The 19,457-nt window shown below is 57.3% G+C and carries 10 protein-coding genes and 1 pseudogene; 4 read left to right on the plus strand and 7 right to left on the minus strand.

Translation table 11 applies throughout. The features are described from left to right. Positions 1-342, plus strand: a pseudogene (locus AWM69_RS22895) (hypothetical protein); the annotation flags it as partial. A gap of 64 nt (positions 343-406) precedes the next feature. Here the strand turns inward: AWM69_RS22895 and AWM69_RS14335 are convergent. The 3 genes from AWM69_RS14335 to AWM69_RS14345 all read right to left on the minus strand — a co-directional run bounded on the left by AWM69_RS14335 (position 407) and on the right by AWM69_RS14345 (position 6,641). Continuing rightward, positions 407-2,824 (minus strand): glucose/quinate/shikimate family membrane-bound PQQ-dependent dehydrogenase, encoded by a 2,418-nt coding sequence (locus AWM69_RS14335; protein WP_218727286.1) that lies wholly within the window; start codon positions 2,822-2,824, stop codon positions 407-409. A gap of 119 nt (positions 2,825-2,943) precedes the next feature. Beyond that, positions 2,944-4,281 (minus strand): carbohydrate porin, encoded by a 1,338-nt coding sequence (locus AWM69_RS14340; RefSeq protein ID WP_218727463.1) that lies wholly within the window; start codon positions 4,279-4,281, stop codon positions 2,944-2,946. 323 nt (positions 4,282-4,604) lie between these two features. Continuing rightward, positions 4,605-6,641 carry a TonB-dependent receptor gene (locus tag AWM69_RS14345; RefSeq protein ID WP_218727287.1) on the minus strand — a complete coding sequence of 679 codons (2,037 nt, stop codon included), beginning with the start codon at positions 6,639-6,641 and terminating at the stop codon, positions 4,605-4,607. A gap of 211 nt (positions 6,642-6,852) precedes the next feature. Here AWM69_RS14345 and AWM69_RS14350 point away from each other — a divergent pair, with 211 nt between their 5' ends. Both AWM69_RS14350 and AWM69_RS14355 read left to right on the plus strand, forming a co-directional pair. Beyond that, a complete protein-coding gene (locus tag AWM69_RS14350; protein ID WP_003443274.1) occupies positions 6,853-7,083 on the plus strand; it encodes a VF530 family DNA-binding protein in 231 nt (76 codons plus the stop codon). Between the two features lie 64 nt (positions 7,084-7,147). Further along, positions 7,148-7,765, plus strand: a complete 618-nt coding sequence (locus AWM69_RS14355; RefSeq protein WP_218727288.1) for a Pr6Pr family membrane protein — start codon at positions 7,148-7,150, stop codon at positions 7,763-7,765. A gap of 161 nt (positions 7,766-7,926) precedes the next feature. Here the strand turns inward: AWM69_RS14355 and AWM69_RS14360 are convergent, their stop codons facing one another. From AWM69_RS14360 to AWM69_RS14370, 3 genes are all read right to left on the minus strand, one after another. Beyond that, the gene (locus AWM69_RS14360; protein ID WP_218727290.1) at positions 7,927-8,712 is read right to left on the minus strand and encodes a siderophore-interacting protein; all 786 of its coding nucleotides are present in this window, start codon (positions 8,710-8,712) and stop codon (positions 7,927-7,929) included. Beyond that, a complete protein-coding gene (locus tag AWM69_RS14365; RefSeq protein WP_218727292.1) occupies positions 8,709-9,284 on the minus strand; it encodes a PadR family transcriptional regulator in 576 nt (191 codons plus the stop codon). The genes AWM69_RS14360 and AWM69_RS14365 overlap by 4 nt, the downstream gene beginning before the upstream one ends. 111 nt (positions 9,285-9,395) lie before the next feature. Then, positions 9,396-12,506, minus strand: a complete 3,111-nt coding sequence (locus AWM69_RS14370) for a transglycosylase domain-containing protein (RefSeq protein ID WP_218727295.1) — start codon at positions 12,504-12,506, stop codon at positions 9,396-9,398. Between the two features lie 370 nt (positions 12,507-12,876). Between AWM69_RS14370 and AWM69_RS14375 the strand changes: the two genes are divergently transcribed. After that, a complete protein-coding gene (locus AWM69_RS14375) occupies positions 12,877-14,295 on the plus strand; it encodes an amino acid permease (protein WP_048378057.1) in 1,419 nt (472 codons plus the stop codon). Between the two features lie 51 nt (positions 14,296-14,346). On the opposite strand, the gene AWM69_RS14380 is transcribed toward AWM69_RS14375, so the two are convergent. Beyond that, entirely contained in the window at positions 14,347-19,395 is a 5,049-nt protein-coding gene (locus AWM69_RS14380; protein WP_218727297.1) for an NEL-type E3 ubiquitin ligase domain-containing protein, read from the minus strand. Between the last annotated feature and the right edge of the window lie 62 nt (positions 19,396-19,457).

Consider the following 19,457-nt stretch of genomic DNA (forward strand, 5'->3'; position numbering starts at 1 on the left):
CCCCCAGGCAATGACTTTGAAGAGGGATGGGGCAGTCTGAAGCAGCGGGGAGTTATTTGGGGGACGTGCTTCGATTATGCGCACAGTTTTTGGTTGCATCTACGGGCTGCGGAGATAGGCCAGGCCGCCTCTTTAATATTCGGAGTCTTTATTTTTGGTAGCCCAATAATATACATGCTGCAACACTGGAAACTCTCTCCACCCCCCGACCTCACCTATCCCGACATTATTGAATGGTCCAAACCCCTCCCGCCTGAACAGTGGGCCAAGCGCTCGCCGGAACTTGAAAGTGCCATCATGCGGCGCGAAGTCGAGCTGGTTGGGGGAGCGGTTCAGCTTTAATCCGGGATACAAAAAAAGGCGGCTATCTTTCGATAGCCGCCTTTTCTGCAACGGGCTGTGATGCTTAGTCAGCCAGTTTGAACGCCATTACATAGTCACCTTTTTTGGTGCCCAGACCGCCATGACCACCAGCCATGACCAGCACATATTGAGTGCCGTCCTTACCGGTGTAGGTCATTGGGGTGGTCTGGCCGCCAGCAGGCAGACGACCTTCCCACAGTACTTTGCCGTTGCTCACGTCGTAAGCACGCAGGTACTGGTCAAGGGTGCCGCTCAGGAAGGCAACACCACCTGCGGTAGTGAAGGTGCCGCCCAGGCTTGGGACGCCCATCGACAATGGAATTGGAACCGGCGAGCTGTCACGCACGGTGCCGTTTTTGTGCTTCCAGATCACGTTGTTGTTGGTCAGGTCGACCGCTGCAACATAACCCCACGCCGGAGCCTGGCAAGGCAGGCCCAGTGGCGACAGCAGAGGCTCAAGAATCACGCCGTAAGGTGCGCCTTTGTTCGGTTGAACGCCGGAGGTTTCACCTTTGCGCGGGCCCATTGCTGCCACATCGGCCTGTGGAACCAGCTTGGAGGTGAAGGCCATGTAGCTCGGGTTCAGGAATGCAATCTGACGAACCGGATCAACCGAGATGCCGCCCCAGTCGAACACGCCGAAGTTACCTGGATACACAATCGAACCTTGCAGCGATGGCGGGGTGTACATGCCGTCGTAACGCAGGGATTTGAAGTTGATCCGGCACAGCATCTGGTCGAAAGGCGTTACACCCCACATGTCACGTTCGGTCAGGACCGGCGGGATCATGTTCAGGTCTGAACGAGGCTGAGTCGGTGCCGTACGGTCGCCTTCTACAGCGCCACCCGGAGCCGGGATTTCGTGGATCGGTACGATGTCTTTACCGGTGTTGCGGTCCAGAACGTAGATGCTGCCCTGTTTGGTGGAAGCCAGCAGAGCCTTTTTCACGCCATCGGCCGTTTTCAGGTCCATCAGGGTTGGTTGACCACCCACGTCCATGTCCCACAGGTCATGGTGAGTGAGCGGACGGTACCAACGGACTTTACCGGTCTTGATGTCCAGAGCCGTGATGCCTGCGGCATAACGCTCGGAATCTTCGGTACGGTCGCCGCCATATTGGTCTGGCGTCTGGTTGCCCATCGGCAGGTACAGCATGCCGAGGTCTTCGTCGACGGCAAACATCGACCACATGTTAGGCGAGTTGCGAGTGTAGGTCTGGCCTTCGGTAATCGGAGTGGTGTCTTCCGGATTGCCGCTGTCCCAGTTCCACACCAGCTTGCCGGTACGTACATCGTACGCACGGATCACGCCCGATGGTTCGTCGGTGGAGATGTTGTCGGTCACGTGGCCGCCAATCACAACCAGATCTTTGGTCACGGCAGGTGGCGAGGTGGAGTAGTAGCCACCGGGAGCAAAGTTGCCGATGTTGTGACGCAGATCAACCGCACCATTGGTGCCGAAGTCTTCACACACTTTGCCGGTGTCGGCGTTCAGTGCGATCAGGCGGGTGTCGGCAGTCGGCAGGAACAGGCGACGTGGGCACGAGTTGCTCGAAGTGGCAGCAGCAGGCTCGGCAGCGCTTTGTTCGGTGCTGGCTTTGGCGTAGGTGTTTTCGTCGTGATAAGTCACGCCGCGGCAGGTCATGTGCGCCCAGCCTTTGAAGTTTTCAGCGTTCTGAGTGCTGATCTTCGGGTCGTAGCGCCAGATTTCCTTGCCGCTGTCCGGGTCAAGGGCAATGACCTGGCTGTGCGGAGTACACACGTACAGCATGCCATTGACTTTCAGCGGGGTATTTTCGGCAGTTGTCTCGCCGGGATCGCCATCATTCGGAATGTCACCGGTACGGAATGTCCAGGCTGGAACCAGCTTGTGGGCATTTTCCGGAGTGATTTCTTTCAGCGGCGAGTAACGGTCGCCATAAGCGGTACGACCGTAGGACTGCCAGTCACCATCGGGCATTGCCGGTGCGGTGTTGGTCATGTCAGGTACGGCATCACGGTCCAGTTGGCCTTTGATTTCACCCGGGCTGGTGAACTGGCTGGCCAGTGCAGCCAGGCCAGCCAATACCACGGCAACGCTCAGCGCGCCGGTAGCAACCGGTGCCGGTTGACCGCGCAGAACCGGACGACGGAACCAGGGCAGCAACAGTACGATACCGATGGCGAACCACAGGGCCAGGCGCGGCACCAGCTGCCACCAGTCCAGGCCGACTTCTACCAGGGCCCAGACGGTGCTGGCGAACAACACCAGTGCGTACAGGCCCAGTGCGGCGCGGCGTCCTGCTATCAGCAATGCGCCCGATAACCCGAAGCCAATACCGGCCAGCAGGTAATACATCGACCCGCCGAGCGTCACCAGCTTGATACCCCCGGCCAACATGGCCAGGCCCATTAGCAGCAGCAAGATACCGAGGAGGCTCGGTAGCAAGCGACTGCGACTGAAAGCACCATCAGTGCTCATAGTGTGGTTCTCCGTTACGTTAAAGGTGTACCCGTGAATGCTTGTCGTAATGACCGGCCGACGCGGGAATGAATCAACTGAAAAAAGTGTTTTGCTTCAAGTGGGCTACCGCTCGTTCATCAGAACGAACTCTGGATCTTCAGGCCGCCGATCAGAGCGTCATCCAGCTTGCTGACACCCCCCGGGTGACGGATGTACTGCAGGTTCGGTCGAACGGTTAACCAGTTTGTGACATGGACGCCGTAGTACAGTTCGGCGCTGTATTCCGTGTCCTGCGGGGGGAGGTAATCCGGGTTGTCAAAGTCGTAGACGGCGCGTGCCTGATTGGTGGCCTGTGCGTTTTTGCGGTACGCCGGGTTCACATGGACACGTGCGATTGCAAAGCCGATGTCGTCCTTGGCCCGGGCATCGAACACACCCTTGTAGACGATGCCTGCCTGGACATAGTTATCGATGGCATTGGTTTTTTTGTCGTGCATGGTGGCATTGGCGAACACACTCAACCCCCTGGACTGATCGCTGGCGCGGGTAGTGAGCTGCTGTTGCACGCCCAGCCACATCCCGTGTTTGCTCGAACTGCTGCGGTAAGCCTCGCCGCTCAGTGCTGCCGGCTGGTCATTGGCATCTTTGTAAACATCGGTTGCCTTGGCATTACTGTAGTAGTAACCCGCGCGATATTCCCCTGGCAGGCCATTAATTTTTGGCGTCCATACCAGTTCAATCGGCATGACCGCGCCTTGAGTACCGCTGCCGCTGAGCTTGAAACCATTGCCGCGGTCCAGGTTGGACGGGTTTTGCTCATAGGCTCCGACCTGTGCGTACAGTTCAGGCGTGAGGTGATATTTGACGCGCAACGCCCACTGGCTGACGGGCCAGTTGTACCAAATGCTGCCGGCCCAGTTGCCAACCTGCGAGCCGCAGAACGCCAGGTTCTGGAAGTCGCACGGGAAGCTGTTGAAGTCTTCGCCCTGACCGAAACGGCCGACTTTGATGTCGAGTTTGCGGTCGAGAAACTTTTGCTGGTACCACATCTGGGTCAGACGCGTAGTTTGACCACGGCCCCAGACTTCCTGAGCCGAGGTGAATCCGCCGACACGCGGGTCATTGATACGGTCATTGCTGATGTTGTTGCCGCTGCGGTGAGTCACCGTCAGTTGAAACTCAGCATCTTCCCAGCCCAAAATCTTCTGCAGGTCCAGGTGCGTCCCCAGGCCGAACTGATCGCTGTAGCGCGCGGTACGGTCGTGGTCATAGCCACCATGCAGGTTGGAGCCTACTTCGCCCACGTAGTCGAGCGAGAAGCTATAGCCTTGTTTTTCCAGCTCGGTACGGGTACCGCCCCAATCGCCTAACATCCACTTGGAGTCGCTATCGAAAGCGGGGGTCGCCTGCACACAGGCAGCAAAGCCCATAGCGGTCAGACCGCCAATCAGGCCCAGGGCTTTTTGCCCGGCCATAGGGCATAGCGCGCGGGGTTTGCGCAAAATCAAGAAGTTGGACATAGGTCGAGGTGCGAGTCTTTATAGGTATGAATGTGTCGTGGGTAGCGCTGTCTTGATAGACAGGACTGATCCTTCAAGAGTTAAGGGCGGTATGAAACGTTTCAGCCCTTAATGTGGAAATGATAAAGGCATGAAACGTTTAGAAACAGCACTTTAAATGACATGGATCATTTCGGAATCGGTAACAGTGGGCTGCGACCCTTCGTCTCAGTGGTTTTTTGTCTCAGACAGTGCGGGCTCCAAAGCGGGGGGAGCCCTTGTGCTGTCTGGTCTGCAGCTTAGAAGGCGGTGCGTAGTCCTACCTCGATTCCGCGTCCCGGCGCTGGCGCGATGTCACGCAAAATTGAGCTGGCATAACGCACGGTCTGGTTGGTCAGATTGTCGCCTTTGACGAATGCCAGCCATTGGCTGCTGCCCAGATCAAAATGGTACCCGGCGCTTGCGCCCAAGGTGGTGTAGCCATCGGTCCCGGTCTCGTTTTCCGGTACCCGGCCTTGATTGCTGGCGTGTTCGACGTCGATTCGTGCCTGCCAGCGATCCCGTTCCCATAGCAAACCGCTGCTCAGGCGCAGAGGCGCGATCCGTGGCAGCGGCTCACCGGTATCGAGATTGGTGGCACGGGTGTAGTCGCCTGACAGTTCAAGTGCGAACTTGCCGTATGCACTTTCGCCAAGCTGCCAGAGATCCTTGGCTTCAAAGCCGGTGAAGCGTGCTCTGACCCCGGAATAGGTGTATTCGGGGATACCGTCGGCGTCAGCTTCTCCTTCGTCGTTAAGTGTGCGACCAGTTCCCAGCAGACCGATGTAATTGGAAAAATGGCTGTAAAACACGCCGACACTGCCCTTGTGGGTGCCATTATCAAAACGCAGTGCCAGATCGCTGGACATGGCTTTTTCTTTCGACAGGTTGGCATTGCCCACTTCATAAGTGCCCGTGGCGACATGAGCGCCGTTGGCATAGAGCTCGTAGAACGTAGGGGCGCGTTCGGTATAGCCCAGCGTGGCAGCCACCGACCAGATGGGCGTCAGCGTGAAGACTGCGCTGGATGAGAGGCTGCCAGTGGTAAAGCGATTGGAGCGGTCGGCTGCGTTAAAGCGCTCATTGCCCTTGGCGTCCGGGTCGACCACCGTATGTTCCAGCCGCCCGCCCAGGCTGAGCGAGAGACGCTCGGTGGCCTGCAACTCTTCGAGAATAAACAGCGCGCCGCTGTTGGTATCGGTCTGAGGTACGAAGGCCTCTTCACCCAGTGCTGAAAATTCATTGCGATTAATTTGAGCACCGACCACCCCGTTCAGGGCCCCGAAAGGGACATGACGTGCTTCAACACGGGCCTCATAGCCCTTGTTCTTGAACACAGTGCCGATCTCGCCCCCTTCTATTTCGCGGTGTTCATAGTCGGTATAGCCCGCATCGAATTTCAACGAGGTGAACGGCCCTTGCAGGTTGCGCAGTTCGGAGGCAAAGGCGTAGTGATCCTGCTTCATGCGGATGCGCACATCCTGCTCGGCAGGTGAACCGTAATTAGCGTCATACGTGCTGTAGGACAGACCCGCATAACCGTCGTCCCAGGTATAGGAACCGCCCAGCGCGCCGCCATCCTGACGACCGTTGCTATTACCCAAGCGTCCTTTTTTGCCGTCACCGTCTTCGCTTTCCGGAGCATGACGACTGCGTGCTTCCCCGGGGATTTTCAGGTCGCTGAATGTGCGGGAGTTAGCGTCCAGATGCAGAGCGAAGCGCCCATCACCGGCTTCCAGTTTTCCTGCGCTGCTGCGCGTTGTAGCGGCCCCCCCGTAGCGCAACTCTCCGGCGCCCTGAATGCCTTCAATGGCTTCAGTGGGGATGCGGTTGTCGAAGGTATTGACCACGCCGCCAATCGCATTGCCGCCATACAGAAGCGCGGCCGGGCCACGAACGATTTCAATGCGCTCGACAGTGACCGGATCCAGTGGCACCGCGTGATCGTAGGACAGCGACGAGGCATCCAGCGCGCCAACACCATTGCGCAGAACACGAATGCGATCGCCATCCAGCCCGCGAATGATGGGGCGGCTGGCGCCAGGGCCGAAATAGGACGAAGACACCCCGGGTTGTTTGTTCAGGGTTTCACCCAGGCTGCCTTGCTGCTGCAAGGTCAGGTCATCCCCTTCCAGTACCGTGGTCGGTGAGGCGAGCCGGGTGCTTCCCAGGGGATTGCCGGTAATGACTTGGGGTTGCAACTCCAGCGCGTAGACCGGAGAGGAGATCAGCAGTGCGGTGGCCAGCGGCGTCAGGCGCAGGCAGCGCACGTGACGGGAAAGAGCGGGGGATGACATTGCAGGTTCCTTGGCAGAGAGGGGCGCATTCAACGAAGGCTATGATAATAACTGTTGTTACAATATAACATCTCTTTTGTGCTCGCCGAGCGGAACTTTTTTGCCAGGTATCAGCCATAGCTAAACTCAGTCGCGGGCGAATGCGCTTCCCCCTGAGCAAGTGCTCGGCTATGGTGCGCGGCTTTCCCTCTCTTGCTTAAAAAGGCTCGGCATGACTGAACCCAATAACAACCCATTGCATGGCGTGACGCTGGAACAGATCCTCACGGCGCTGGTGGCGCATTACGAATGGGAAGGGCTGGCTGAGCGTATCGATATACGCTGCTTCAAAAGTGACCCGAGCATAAAGTCGAGCCTGACGTTTCTGCGCAAAACGCCGTGGGCACGGGAAAAGGTCGAGAAGCTCTATGTGAAGTACGCCCGCACCAAACGCGAGCTTTGACCCGTCCATGAGTCCGCGGTGGGGGAGATGGAGTGCTGCGCAAAAGCAGCGGCTGTTTACCCTGATGGCATTACTGGGATGGGGCGGGCTGGCTATTCAGCTTTATCTGATATTGCTTGGCCGCTGGATGTCGGACGCAAGTCTGCTGGGCGGCCTGGTGAACTATTTCAGTTTTTTCACCATCCTCACCAACACACTGGCCGCGGCTGTTCTGACCTGCGCTGCGGACCATCGTGAGCCCACAAAGTGTCAGGCTTTTTTTATGCAGCCGTGGGTCAGTAGCGGCATTGCTGTCAGCATTATCGTTGTCGGTGTGGCTTACAACGTGCTGCTGCGTCAGCTCTGGCAACCTCAGGGGATGCAATGGCTGGCCAATGCGTTGCTGCACAATGTCATGCCTGTCCTGTTTGCGCTGTATTGGTGGTTTTTTGTCCCCAAAGGCTTGCTGCGATTGAGGCATATCGGATTATGGGTGTTGTATCCGATCCTGTACTTCGCCTGCATTATGTTGCGTGGAGATCTGCTGGGCTTTTACCCGTACCCGTTTATTGACGTCGACAACCTGGGTTATGTGCAGGCCTGTATCAATGCCAGCGGGATCCTGGCGGGGTTTGTAGGGATGGCGCTGGTCACGGTGGGCCTGGATCGGTGGTTCGGGGGCAGAGCCCGGCCTCAGGCGTAGCGGTCGCCACGCTGCACTCAAAATGCTGCAGCAACTACCGAAGGCTGAGACGGGTTGCGTTGAAGATCCTTCGGCTCTTATCGCAGCCTGCTGCAGCGGCTACAGGGCCATTCATAGCAGTGAAGTGCGCTGCACCCTTGAAGGCTGTTCGTGAGAGGGGCTTACGCCTCAGCGCTGTCATCCAGGCGCCAGTAACCCACCGCCTTGACGAACGCTTCGTTCAATCCATGACGGTCGAGCAATACTTTGCGCACCTTGCGTGACAGTGCACTCTCCGTTGCGACCCAGGCGTATAGCGTGCCTTCGGACAGGGACAACTGTTCAACCGTCTCAAGCAGCGTGCGTGCCGGTGCATTGCGCTGGACCCACGTCACGTCGACGGTAGCGGCACTGCACAAGGCTTGTTCTTCAGATGCATCTTGCACCTCGACCACGACCTGAACACGGCGATTGGCGGGCAACTCTTCCAGACGGCGAGCGATGGCCGGTATAGCGGTCTCGTCACCAATCAACAGGTAACTGTCGAAGATATCCGGTACCACCATCGACCCGCGCGGGCCGCCGATGTGCAGGCACTGGCCAGGCTTGGCCTGAGCCGCCCAAGTGGCGGCGGGGCCATCACCATGCAATACAAAGTCGATGTCCAGCTCAAGGGTGTTCAAGTCATAGCGGCGGGGTGTGTAGTCACGCATCGGCGGCATCGCCTGGTTTTTCAAGCCGGCGCTTAACTCGAGCGTGTCCAGCATCGCCTGCTCTTCGGCGTTCTGCGGGAAGAAGAGCTTTACGTGATCATCGCTGCCCAAGCTGATAAAACCCGCCAACTCCGGGCCACCCACAGTGATGCGTCGCATGCGCGGTGTCAGCTCGACCACCCGTAGCACTTCGAGTTTGCGGCGCTTTATTTCATGCATGACCCGGTGAATGGTCTGGGCGTTGGCAGTATTCATTCGGCATTCTCCTGCGCAGACCCGGCTGAGACAGGGCCCTCGACGATGGCTTTGGCGGTGTTGTTGAGCAAGTCACTGACCCGCGCGATCTCTGCCGCATTCCAGCGACCGTGATGCATTTGCAAGGCATGGCGCAGGTTGTGTACCGCCTCATGAATTTCAGCGGGGCGATCATGGCCACGCAGGGAGCGTTTGCTGACGTCAATCCGTGTGCGCACGCCGTTCAGGGCAATGGCTTGATCAGTCAGAGACTGGCGACCTGCATCGGTGACGGTATAGCGTTTTTTGCCACCTTCAGCGTCACCCTGGATCAGTTCACTCTCTTCAAGAAAAGTCAGGGTCGGGTAGATAACGCCCGGACTCGGGCTGTATGCGCCGTCAAACATGCCTTCGATCTGGCGGATCAAGTCGTAGCCATGGCAAGGCTGCTCGGCGATCAGTGCCAGCAGCAGTAATTTCAAATCACCAGGGGCGAAGACCCTGGGCCCGCGCCCGCCGCGTTCGCGCCCGGGACGATTTTCAAAGCCGTCTTGGCCGACACCCTGTGTTTTGTGGTGATGATGCTCTCTCATATCTCTTGCTCCTCTCTTCAATAAGATAGAACTTAAGATATATCTTAATAGGCTGCAAACGCAGCAGACGAACGGCAATGATTCTCATCATTGACCGTTATGCCTTCACGCTTATTTCGCGGCGGTGTTCGCTTGAAGCGGGGGATGGCACAACGTGTGGGTGCCGGGTTGCAGATAAGGCGTGAGAATGGGCGCCATGCCCTTGAGCACTTGCACAGGCAGCGCGGAGGTGAACTTGAAGGTTTCGGCCGAACGTCCCGGGACGAATGCGGTCAGGGTGCCAAAATGATGTTCGCCGATGTAGAACACGAATGTGGCCGTGCGATTGATCGATTTGGAACTGATCAGGCGGCCGCCTGCGCCAAGGCTTTCGATCCGGTTATCGCCGGTGCCGGTTTTGCCGCCCATACCCAGCGGCGAGCCGTCTTTCAGGGTGAAACTGCCTGAAACCCGGCGTGCCGTACCGGCATCTACCACTTGCGACAGGGCTTCGCGCAGGGCCGTGGCGACTTCGCTGGGCATCACACGCTCGCCTTTGTCAGGGTCATTGGTCAAGCGCGTTTCATAGGGCGTACCTGCGGCGAAATGCAGGGTATCGATGCGCAAGACCGGCAAGCGCACGCCATCGTTAAGAATGATCCCCATCAACTCCGACAGGGCAGCAGGGCGATCTCCGGAGCTGCCCAGCGCGGTCGCGAGCGAGGGCACCAGGTGATCGAACGGGTACCCGACTTTTTGCCAGCGCTGATGGATATCCAGGAACGCTTCGATTTCCAGCATGGTGCGGATACGACTGTCACGTGCGCTCTTGTGCCGACTCTTAAACAGCCAGCTGTACACTTCTTGACGCTCGAACTGACTGGCAGCAACCGCCTGCTGGAAAGTGGCTTGGGGATTGTTCAGTAAATAACCCAGCAGCCACAGATCCAAGGGGTGGACCTTGGCGATATAGCCTTGGTCGGGCAGGTCGTAAGCCCCGGGACCATAGCTTTGATAGAGCCTGTCGAGACGATCATCGGGGACTTTCGCGTTGCCCAGGTGTGAGCGCACGAAAGTGTTGAATGTGGCTTGATCTGCACGGGGAAACAGGTAGCGATGCACCGCTGACATACGAATGGCAGTGGGGCGCATGCTGTCCAGAAAGGTGTCCAGGCGGGCTTGTGAATCCTTGCCCTTGTATTTTTTCCAGAACTTGAGCATGTAGGTCGTGCCTTCGCGGTCGGCGAAGCGGCTGAGGTATTCCTGACGTAACGGATTGCTATCGTCCTTGAGCAGGTCGGCATTATTGCTCGGTGCTTGATAGATGGTGTAGCGCACCACGTCACGCATCAGGCGGACGAAAGGCAGGTTGATCGATTCCCGGATGGCATCGCGCAAAGTCGGGCTACGGCCATTGTCCTGATGCCGGAAGTTGTTAAAACGATGCATGCCACCGCCGGTAAAGAAACCTTCGGCAGGGCTGGCCGAGTATTTTCGATCGAGTGCCGCAGCAAGCATGTTGGCAAGGCTCGATCCGGGGGTTTGGATCAGGTAGGCCAGTGCCCATTTAGTCAGCGGGTCTTGATCACTGATCTGGATTTTTTTCAGCTGGGCGCTGGATTGGTTGCCGTAGCGCTCGTGCAGTTCGGCAATGATTTGCAGGTACGAAGTCATGACCCGCAGTTTGGCAGTCGACCCCAATTCCAGCTTGCTGCCTTCATTGATGTCGAAGGGCTGGTCGGTGTTGTCGGTTTGCACCCGGGCTCGCGCGCCGTCCGGTGTGAGTTCGAACAAGGTGAAACTGTAACGCACCTGGGCGGTGCTGCCTGGCGTCAGCAAACGTTCGCCGAGCAATCCCAGTTTTCCGGCAAACACCGGGTCTGCCAGTTGGCGCAAATAATCGCTGACCTGCTGCTGCAGCTCAGTCTGCAGCGTACTGGTGGCCATCAGATCGAGACGATCGAGGTCGTAAAATGAGCGCTTGAGCAAGGATGAAAGTCGGCTTCGGGCAACGCTGATGCCCTTGTTGGTTTCGATGGGTTGAATGGTCGGCGCCACTCGCCAGTCGCGGTAGGTCACCCGGCTTGCCAGCGCGGCGGCGGTCAGGGCCGGGTCAATGACATTGTTTTGTGCCAGCAGACGGATGTGGCTGTCTGTCAGTTGCGCCAATTCCTCGCGGCCCTTAGCCAGATAGTGCGACGGCCGCCGCTGGGCGATCATTAGCGAGAGCACTTCGCGCAACGCCAGGCCACGTTGCGCCAGGCTTTCAGGGTCTGTAGCGGTGCTGGCCAGTTGTTGATTGACCTGATTGAAGTCGGCGCCGTACCACACGCGCAAGCCCTCAGCCATGCCGTGTACCTCACCGTGACCGGGCACCGCCGACAGAGGCACGCTGTTGAGGTAGTCACGTACGATTTTTTGCCGTACAGGCAGGGTTTGCGGGCCATCCTGATATGCACGCACGCTGGCCGAGATCATCTGGCGCAACTTTTCGCTGCCTGATCCCGTCAGCCCATCAGGCGAGTGGCGGTATTTTTCAAGCTGGGTGGCCAACGTGCTGCCGCCCGCAGACTGTCCAGGCAAGTGCAACAGCTTGGCCACTTGCGAGTAGGCAGCCATGACAAAGCGTGGCCAGTCGACAGCCGGGTTTGCCTGTGGCTGTTTCGGGTCAAGCAGGTCTCGGTTTTCAATGAACAGCAGGCTGTGAACCACCAGCGGCGGGATGTCCGCAAAGCTCGAATAGAGCTGCTGCGGATAGTGATACTGATAGAGCGGTGCCGCGGAGCAATCAGTGATTGAGAGTCCTGCCTGAATTTTTTCTGCGTAGGGTACGAAAAAACCTTTTTCGGTATAGCTCAGCAGTTCAGGCGAAAAGCGGGCTTGCTCGGCAATGATGTAGTCACGCTTGAGCAGCCGAGGCAGGAAGTCATCTATTGCGCTGTAGCCTAGACGTTTATCAAAAGGGCCATCACCGGGATAGCGCATCGAGTCGGAAGGACCGGGCTGCATTGAGTAACTCAATGAACTGGCAAATTGACTGAACTCTCTGGCCTGCAGTTTTGAGGTGCGCGTTTCTTTGGCGACCGCAAACCCCAGAGCGACCAACGCGATCACCGCGATTAACCAGAACATGCGCCAGCCGTAGCGCTTGCCCCCGGGCTTTTTCGGCGGGGGCGGGGTATCCGCCATTGTCGTTTCAGGCACTGCTGTTCTACTCGAGTTGGAATGCCACAGTGCGCCCATAATTACCTGATCCACGTACGCATATTGGATGCGCTTGAGTGAAGCGTAGACGTTGGCAGCGCTAAGCGAAAAGTTTGTACGCGCTAAAAACACATTACTTTTTCGGTGCTTGCCTCATGGGGCGAACAACCGGATGTCAGCCTGAAAGTGTAGGAATAGAGCTGTTTGACTAGGTAAATTCGCCGTAGGTAGGGGAATGACTGCGCATCAACCCTGTGCAATACTCGCCGCCGATCTCAGTAGGGCATTTCCCTTTTGGTCGGTTGGCCTACAAGGCCAGGTCCGATCATCAGGTGCGCCAGGTGACCTGCCAGGCTTGATAGAGCGCCCTGCTGATGTACACCCAATAACAATATGAGGTTGTATATTTATGCCAGTCGGCAACCACCCGTCACATGGTGAAACCGTGGAAGGCGGTCCTCTCAAACGCGAACTTGGCGAACGCCATATCCGCCTGATGGCGCTAGGCGCCTGCATCGGCGTGGGCTTGTTTCTGGGCTCGGCCAAGGCCATTGAAATGGCCGGTCCGGCCATCATGCTGTCTTACATCATCGGCGGCCTGGCCATTCTGGTGATCATGCGCGCACTGGGCGAAATGGCCGTGCACAATCCGGTAGCCGGATCTTTTGGTCGCTACGCACAAGATTATCTCGGCCCGCTGGCGGGCTTTTTAACGGGCTGGAACTATTGGTTCCTGTGGCTGGTGACCTGTGTCGCAGAAATCACTGCGGTCGCGGTGTACATGGGGGTCTGGTTCCCCGATGTACCGCGCTGGATCTGGGCGCTGGCTGCACTGGTGAGCATGGGCTCGATCAACCTGATCGCAGTCAAGGCATTCGGTGAGTTTGAGTTCTGGTTTGCGTTGATCAAAATCGTCACCATCATTGCAATGGTCATCGGCGGCATTGGCATCATTGCCTTCGGCTTTGGTAATGATGGGGTTGCGCTGGGTATTTCCAACCTCTGGGCCCACGGCGGCTTCATGCCCAATGGTATTCAGGGTGTGTTGATGTCCCTGCAAATGGTGATGTTCGCGTACTTGGGTGTCGAGATGATCGGCCTGACTGCCGGTGAAGCCAAGAATCCGCAAAAGACCATTCCGAGTGCCATTGGCTCGGTGTTCTGGCGGATCCTGCTGTTTTACGTGGGGGCATTGTTTGTAATTCTGTCCATCTACCCGTGGAACGAGATTGGCACGCAAGGCAGCCCATTCGTTATGACCTTTGAGCGCCTGGGTATCAAGACCGCAGCAGGGATCATCAACTTTGTGGTGATTACGGCTGCACTGTCGTCCTGCAACGGCGGTATTTTTAGCACGGGGCGCATGCTTTATAGCCTGGCGCAAAATGGCCAGGCACCTGCCAACTTTGCCACTACCTCGAAAAACGGCGTGCCTCGTCAGGCGTTGCTGCTTTCGATCGGTGCCTTGTTGCTGGGTGTATTACTCAACTATCTGGCGCCCGAAAAAGTGTTTGTCTGGGTGACTGCCATTGCCACTTTCGGAGCGGTCTGGACCTGGACCATGATTCTGCTGGCGCAGTTGAAGTTCCGTCGTAGCCTGAGTCGCGAAGAAGCTGCCGGCCTGAGCTATCGCATGTGGCTATATCCGTTCAGCTCTTACGTGGCGCTGGCGTTTCTGGCAGTGGTCATCGGGCTGATGGCCTACTTTGAAGAAACGCGAATCGCCCTGTACGTGGGCCCGGCATTTCTGGTGCTGCTCACTGTGCTGTTCTATGTCTTCAAGCTGTCCCCTAAAACCCAGTCGCCTGGTGTTTCATCGGCTAATTGATTGAACTCGCCCCCCTTATTGGCTGGGGGGGCGTTCAACACCGCTAGAGCATCACCCGGCAGCCGCATCCAGTGCTTGCCGGGTGAGGTGTCTGAGTATGTCTTTCTTCAGAAGATCGATGTTCAGCAGTTGCTCGTTGTAGGTGGCGTCTGTCATGGGTTCGCCCGTGAAGACTTTGGCCTCGGCAATCTCCAGTTTCAACGCCAATGCTTTCAAGTCGGCTTCCAGCTGCGAGCGGACCTCACCGGGTGTGCTGTCTGCCCATAAGGCCTGTTTTTCACGCAGGTTTTCAAGGTCTTCAAACTGTTGATCCAGGCGCACGTTTTCGGATTTTATCCATTCGCCGTGTGCCGCCTCCAGATGGTCGACCCACACACCCTGTTTGAGCAGCTCGTTCACCAGATAGCCGGGCTTGTTCTCCTGGTTGATGACAATGCGATAGGCCTCCTCGATTTGCTCTGGCCTTATCTTGGCGGCTTCACGAAATTGCATGTGCGTTGGCTGCCAGGGGAGTTCCAGGCGATCGGCCAAATCGACTTGATAGATCAACTGCACTTCGAGCGGGTCAGGCTTGAGCCTGCCAATTTCGGCTGAGGGTAACTGATCCGCGATGGCTCGTTGATAGCGCGCCTGTTGCAGGGCGATTTGTGTTTGCGCGATGTCATTGAGCTGCAGCAGGCGCAGGTGGCCTTTCATCAGTTTGAGGATTTCCAGCTCTTTGGCGCTGCCTTCCAGTCGGGCGGCTTCATGCAACAGCACTTTGAAGCCCATCCGGCTGAAAACCGTTGTTGCGCAGTCCACGCAGGTTTCATTCTCGACGGCGGCAGCGAACAACTGCTCGCGCAGTCCCGTGTCTTCGCCAGCGGCCTCGAGCACTCGCCACACCCGGCCAGCAAGCACGGAGCGCGCCTGATGGTAACCGGGCGAGATAACCAGATCCTTGATGACACCAAAGAAGGCCGCGCTGTCGGGCTCCGCCACCAGTTTGTGCCAGAGTGCTTTTTTCTGGTCCAGTGCGGCTGGCGCTGATTCGTCTCTTAGCCAGAGATTGACCGGGTCATTTGACTCGGGGGCATGGGTTCGCGCCACGCTGTGCGATCCGAGCCGCTCGCGCAAGCTGTCCACCTCTCGCTGCATGTCGTTGGTCAAGGGATTGTCGTGCAGTAAAAGGTTGTCGATCCGGCTGGCGCTCATTTGGAAGTAAGCGTCCGGCAAGGTACTTATCCGGTTTTCTCGCAAGTCTACGGTGTGCAGTTCGGGCAGGGTTTCAATGCCTTGCGGCCAGTGGTTTATCCGGGTGTTGCGCAGCCTGAGCAAGCGCAGGTCGGTCAGGGCGGTAAAGTCAGGCACCACGCCGAGCGGATTATCATTGAGCTCAAGGATCTTGAGTGTGCTCATGCGGCTGATTACCCGGGCGGTATCAGGGGTCAGGGCGATCCGGTTACCGCTCAGGTAGAGCTTGGTCAAATGGGGCATGTTGCCGATCGCAACGGGGAGTTGCTCGAGCCCGGCGGATTCAAGATTAAGCCAGCGCAAGCTGGGGAAGTGCTCCAGGAAGAGGTTGAAGTCGTTTCCCAGATACAGATTTTTAAACTGCAATGAGCTGACATGGCTGAAGTCAGCCGTCAGGGCAGGCAGTTGGCCTACGCTGATGCCATCGATCTTCAGTTCATGGCCCAGTTCTGTTCCGTCGGCCAGTCGGATTCGTCGGGTCAGGCGTTGCCAGCAGCGCTTGATGGCAAGCGCCACGCGTCTTTTGTCTTCGACCCGGACATGACGAATATGGTGCTCACTCACTGAAATCCAGTCGGGAGGTTCGGCGACCCACGCATCAAGGGATTTGCAGAGCTTGCTGAACTCGTCCTTGAGATTTTCGAGGCGGGTCAGCGCCGCCCTCCCGGTGAGGTTGTCAAGCCCCAGGAAATCTTGTACGACGTCGGGTGTGTGGCTGGGATACAGCTCTTCCATCAGGCGCAGGATTTTTCTGGGCGGCCGGCCAAAACAGGCGAGGGGCGAACGTCGGCACCGCACGGTGCCGACCTCTGGACGCGGGTAGCCTTCGCGGCCTTTTGCCAGCTTCATGGGGGAGCTGGCATCGCGCTCGGGTGGCATTTTCAGCAGGGCCCTGAGCGCCCTGCGCGGCATGAGCGGTTGCTGTGCCAGTGCCTCTTTCAAGGCCGGGCCTTGCCAGGTATGCGGGAACCCCAGTGCGTTGCGCTGTTCATCCGGGAGCGCATGCAACACTGAGGCATACAGATCATCGCTGCCATGCAAGTGTTCTTCGAGGTCGCTGAAGGTCTGGTAGCGATCCCCCTCTTTGACCAGTATCTTTCGAATGAGCGCTTCAGGGGCGCCTACGCGATCAATGATGGGCCCGTGCAATGAGTGTTCACGCACTTCCAGAGTGATCTGGTCCGACCAGCCGGGCATGTGCTCAAGGCTGTGCAAAATCAGCTTTTGCGTATCAGGATTGTGCACAGTGTTGAAGCGTGCGCCTTCGTAAGCGTGGCTCAGCCGCAGCTCTTCCAGATAGAGGCTGGCCTCCTCGGCCAACCGAAGAGGGATCTGCCCGGCATCGAGTAACTGCCAATACTCTGCACTGCGGGCGGCATTGATCAGTTCTTGCGCGGCACATACCGGTAGCGCCGGAAACGCTTTGGTGAGCAAGCCTTGCAGCGGTGTGTGCCGGTTTTGCAACGATTGATAGCGGGAGGTAAAGAGCTTGTCGAAGTGCTGCTCGGCACTTTGCACAATCCTCATTCGCAGGGCTTCGGTTCGTACTTCCAGATTCACCGGTGTGTGACCCAGCAGCGCGCTGACTTCAGACTCGTCCAGTACCTCAAGGACGGTTTTGAGCAAGTTGCCTTCACGCAACTGCACATCCAGCACTTGCACGACCGGGACGCGTGACACCTGGCGATTGCCATATTCGGCCACTGCATGCCCGTCTTCACCGATAAAACGCAGTACTTTGGTGGCGGGCCACATGTCTTCCTGGGTCAGTAGTTGTAGCTGGGTTTGCGGATCGGCATTAAGTTCGCCTGCGCGCATTTGCCGGATGAAAAAGCGCAGTTCCTGATCAATATGGAAGCGGTCGATAGTGTCTTGCAGCAACGCTGGCGGGGGCAAACCATCGATATACAACTGACGTAGAACGGGTTCTTCAATCTGGTTGATACGTAACAGATCCTCGGCCTGTTCATCGCTCAAACCGGCAAACGAAGGCTCCAGCCGCCTGACCAGCGTGGCCCGGTCCCACTCCGAGAGCGACTCGGTTTCATTTTTCCAGGCGCCCTGGCCGTTGTGTGACAGCAGCGGCCGGTAAGCATCAGGATCGGTCGGGTGCATCAGGCGGTATTGGCCATCGCTACTCATTTGCACGCGATAGAGTTTGTTTTCCAGTGGCAGGTAAGTATGGCCCTCATGCTGCAGTAAACCCTGTTCATCGGGCCTCAAGTCGGGCGGGAGGCTGATATCGTGTTCGAAGGGGGCGAGGTCGGGCTTCCAAAGCCGGGTTTCCCCCCCGGGCATTTGCACGGCATCCAGTTCTTCTACCAGCGCTGAAGGGATAATCTCCGGGGCCTTTCCCAGGGCCGATGCGACTTTGCCGATCCCGGCCGCGATCACAATGTTCAGCAGCACGCTTTGGGTATACGACCAGGCCTGTTTTTTTTCGTCTTGCTCCCAGGCTTCGATGCCATGGAACGTATCGGTCAACAGTTGGGCTGCAAACACCGCCATCATCGCTTCACCGAGACCGGGCACGAAGAACGCAGCGACATTCAAGACCGTCATGCCTGTTTCGACGTAATGCTCAAGGCGCTCAATCAGCGATACACGGTCTGTCTGTGCAGTGGGGACGGCGATGAAGCGGGCGTCATCGAACAGCTTTTCGACCCTGGCTTCATACATGTAACGGAAGAACTCTTGTGCGGGCTGAACTTCGTCGAAGCGCAGGGGATCATGCGTGCCATGCTCGAAACGGGCATTCAGGCGTTTGAGCAACTGCAGCGAGTACCGTTGCGCGGTCAGGTGAATAAAGAAGCCACGGTAACCCTTGTCACTTAACTTGTTCAGCAGGTCACGATGGGCTTCGCCTTTGTTGGCGTATTCTTTAAGGCAACTGACGGGGTCGCCGGGAATATAAAGAATACAGCGAGGGTCAATGGACAGATCGCTCGCATGAAAGGCAATAACGGTATTCAAACCTGTACGGTCAAGTTCGAGGTGTTCATAGATGAAGGGCTGGCCATTGAGTGTCAATGTGCCGGGTCGGGAGCCGAAGTTTATTAAACAGGTATGAACGGCTTCGCTGATATCTTTTTTTAAATAGGCAATATCGGCCTGAAGCAATAATGAATGCCGCTCTTGCTGGATAAAGGTTTGCTCAAGTGTGGCTTTTTCAAGGCTGTCGCTCGGGAAAAAGATACCCTCAAGGTGTTGCTGGTACTGCTCGCCAATGTTCAGGTTACGGACGAACGCAGCGAAATGTTCAGGGGGGATTGGCAATACATTGTCTGGCGCAGTGGATGACCTGCTTTTCAGCAGTCCTGACCCCGGCTCGAAGGCACCTTTGACGGTATCGCGCTGTTCAAAGTTGTGCAGGGCGGCTTGCAGCAGGGTTTGGGTCTCGGTTTTCGTGACGTCCAGGCTGTCGGGATACCGCTGGATGCGTATGAAATCGTCGATATTGGCGTCTGCAATGTAGATCCAGCCACCTTCTACAGGGGCAGGCTCATGTGTGGTGCGCACGAATACGTTCTTGTGCACGTCCGGCGTGTAGTGCCAGCGGGCCTGCATTGCCGGCTCCAGTGTACGGCTGGCAAAGGCTTCGACAGTTCCCACCTTGTCCAGTACCGCACTGACTTCAGTGAGGGAACGTTGATTGAGCATCAGGTGATAATGAAGCTTCAGGCGCTGTGTACGGGTTGTTTCATACCAGGGTGGAATAAGTTGAGTATGACCCGGGAGGTGCTCGAGAAAGATCGCAGCACCCTGTTCAAGCAGGGGGGCGACTTTTTTTGCGAGCACGTCGTAATGCAGGCCGACTTTTTCTAAAGGTGGGGCAGGGGGAAGTTCGTTATGAAGAATAACGCTCATGGTCGCATGTCCATAGTGCTAGAGATCGTTCGAGTCTAGGCACAAGGGAGCGCGTAAAAAAG

It is taken from the genome of Pseudomonas sp. D1HM, from assembly GCF_019266105.1.
GTDB lineage: Bacteria > Pseudomonadota > Gammaproteobacteria > Pseudomonadales > Pseudomonadaceae > Aquipseudomonas > Aquipseudomonas taetrolens.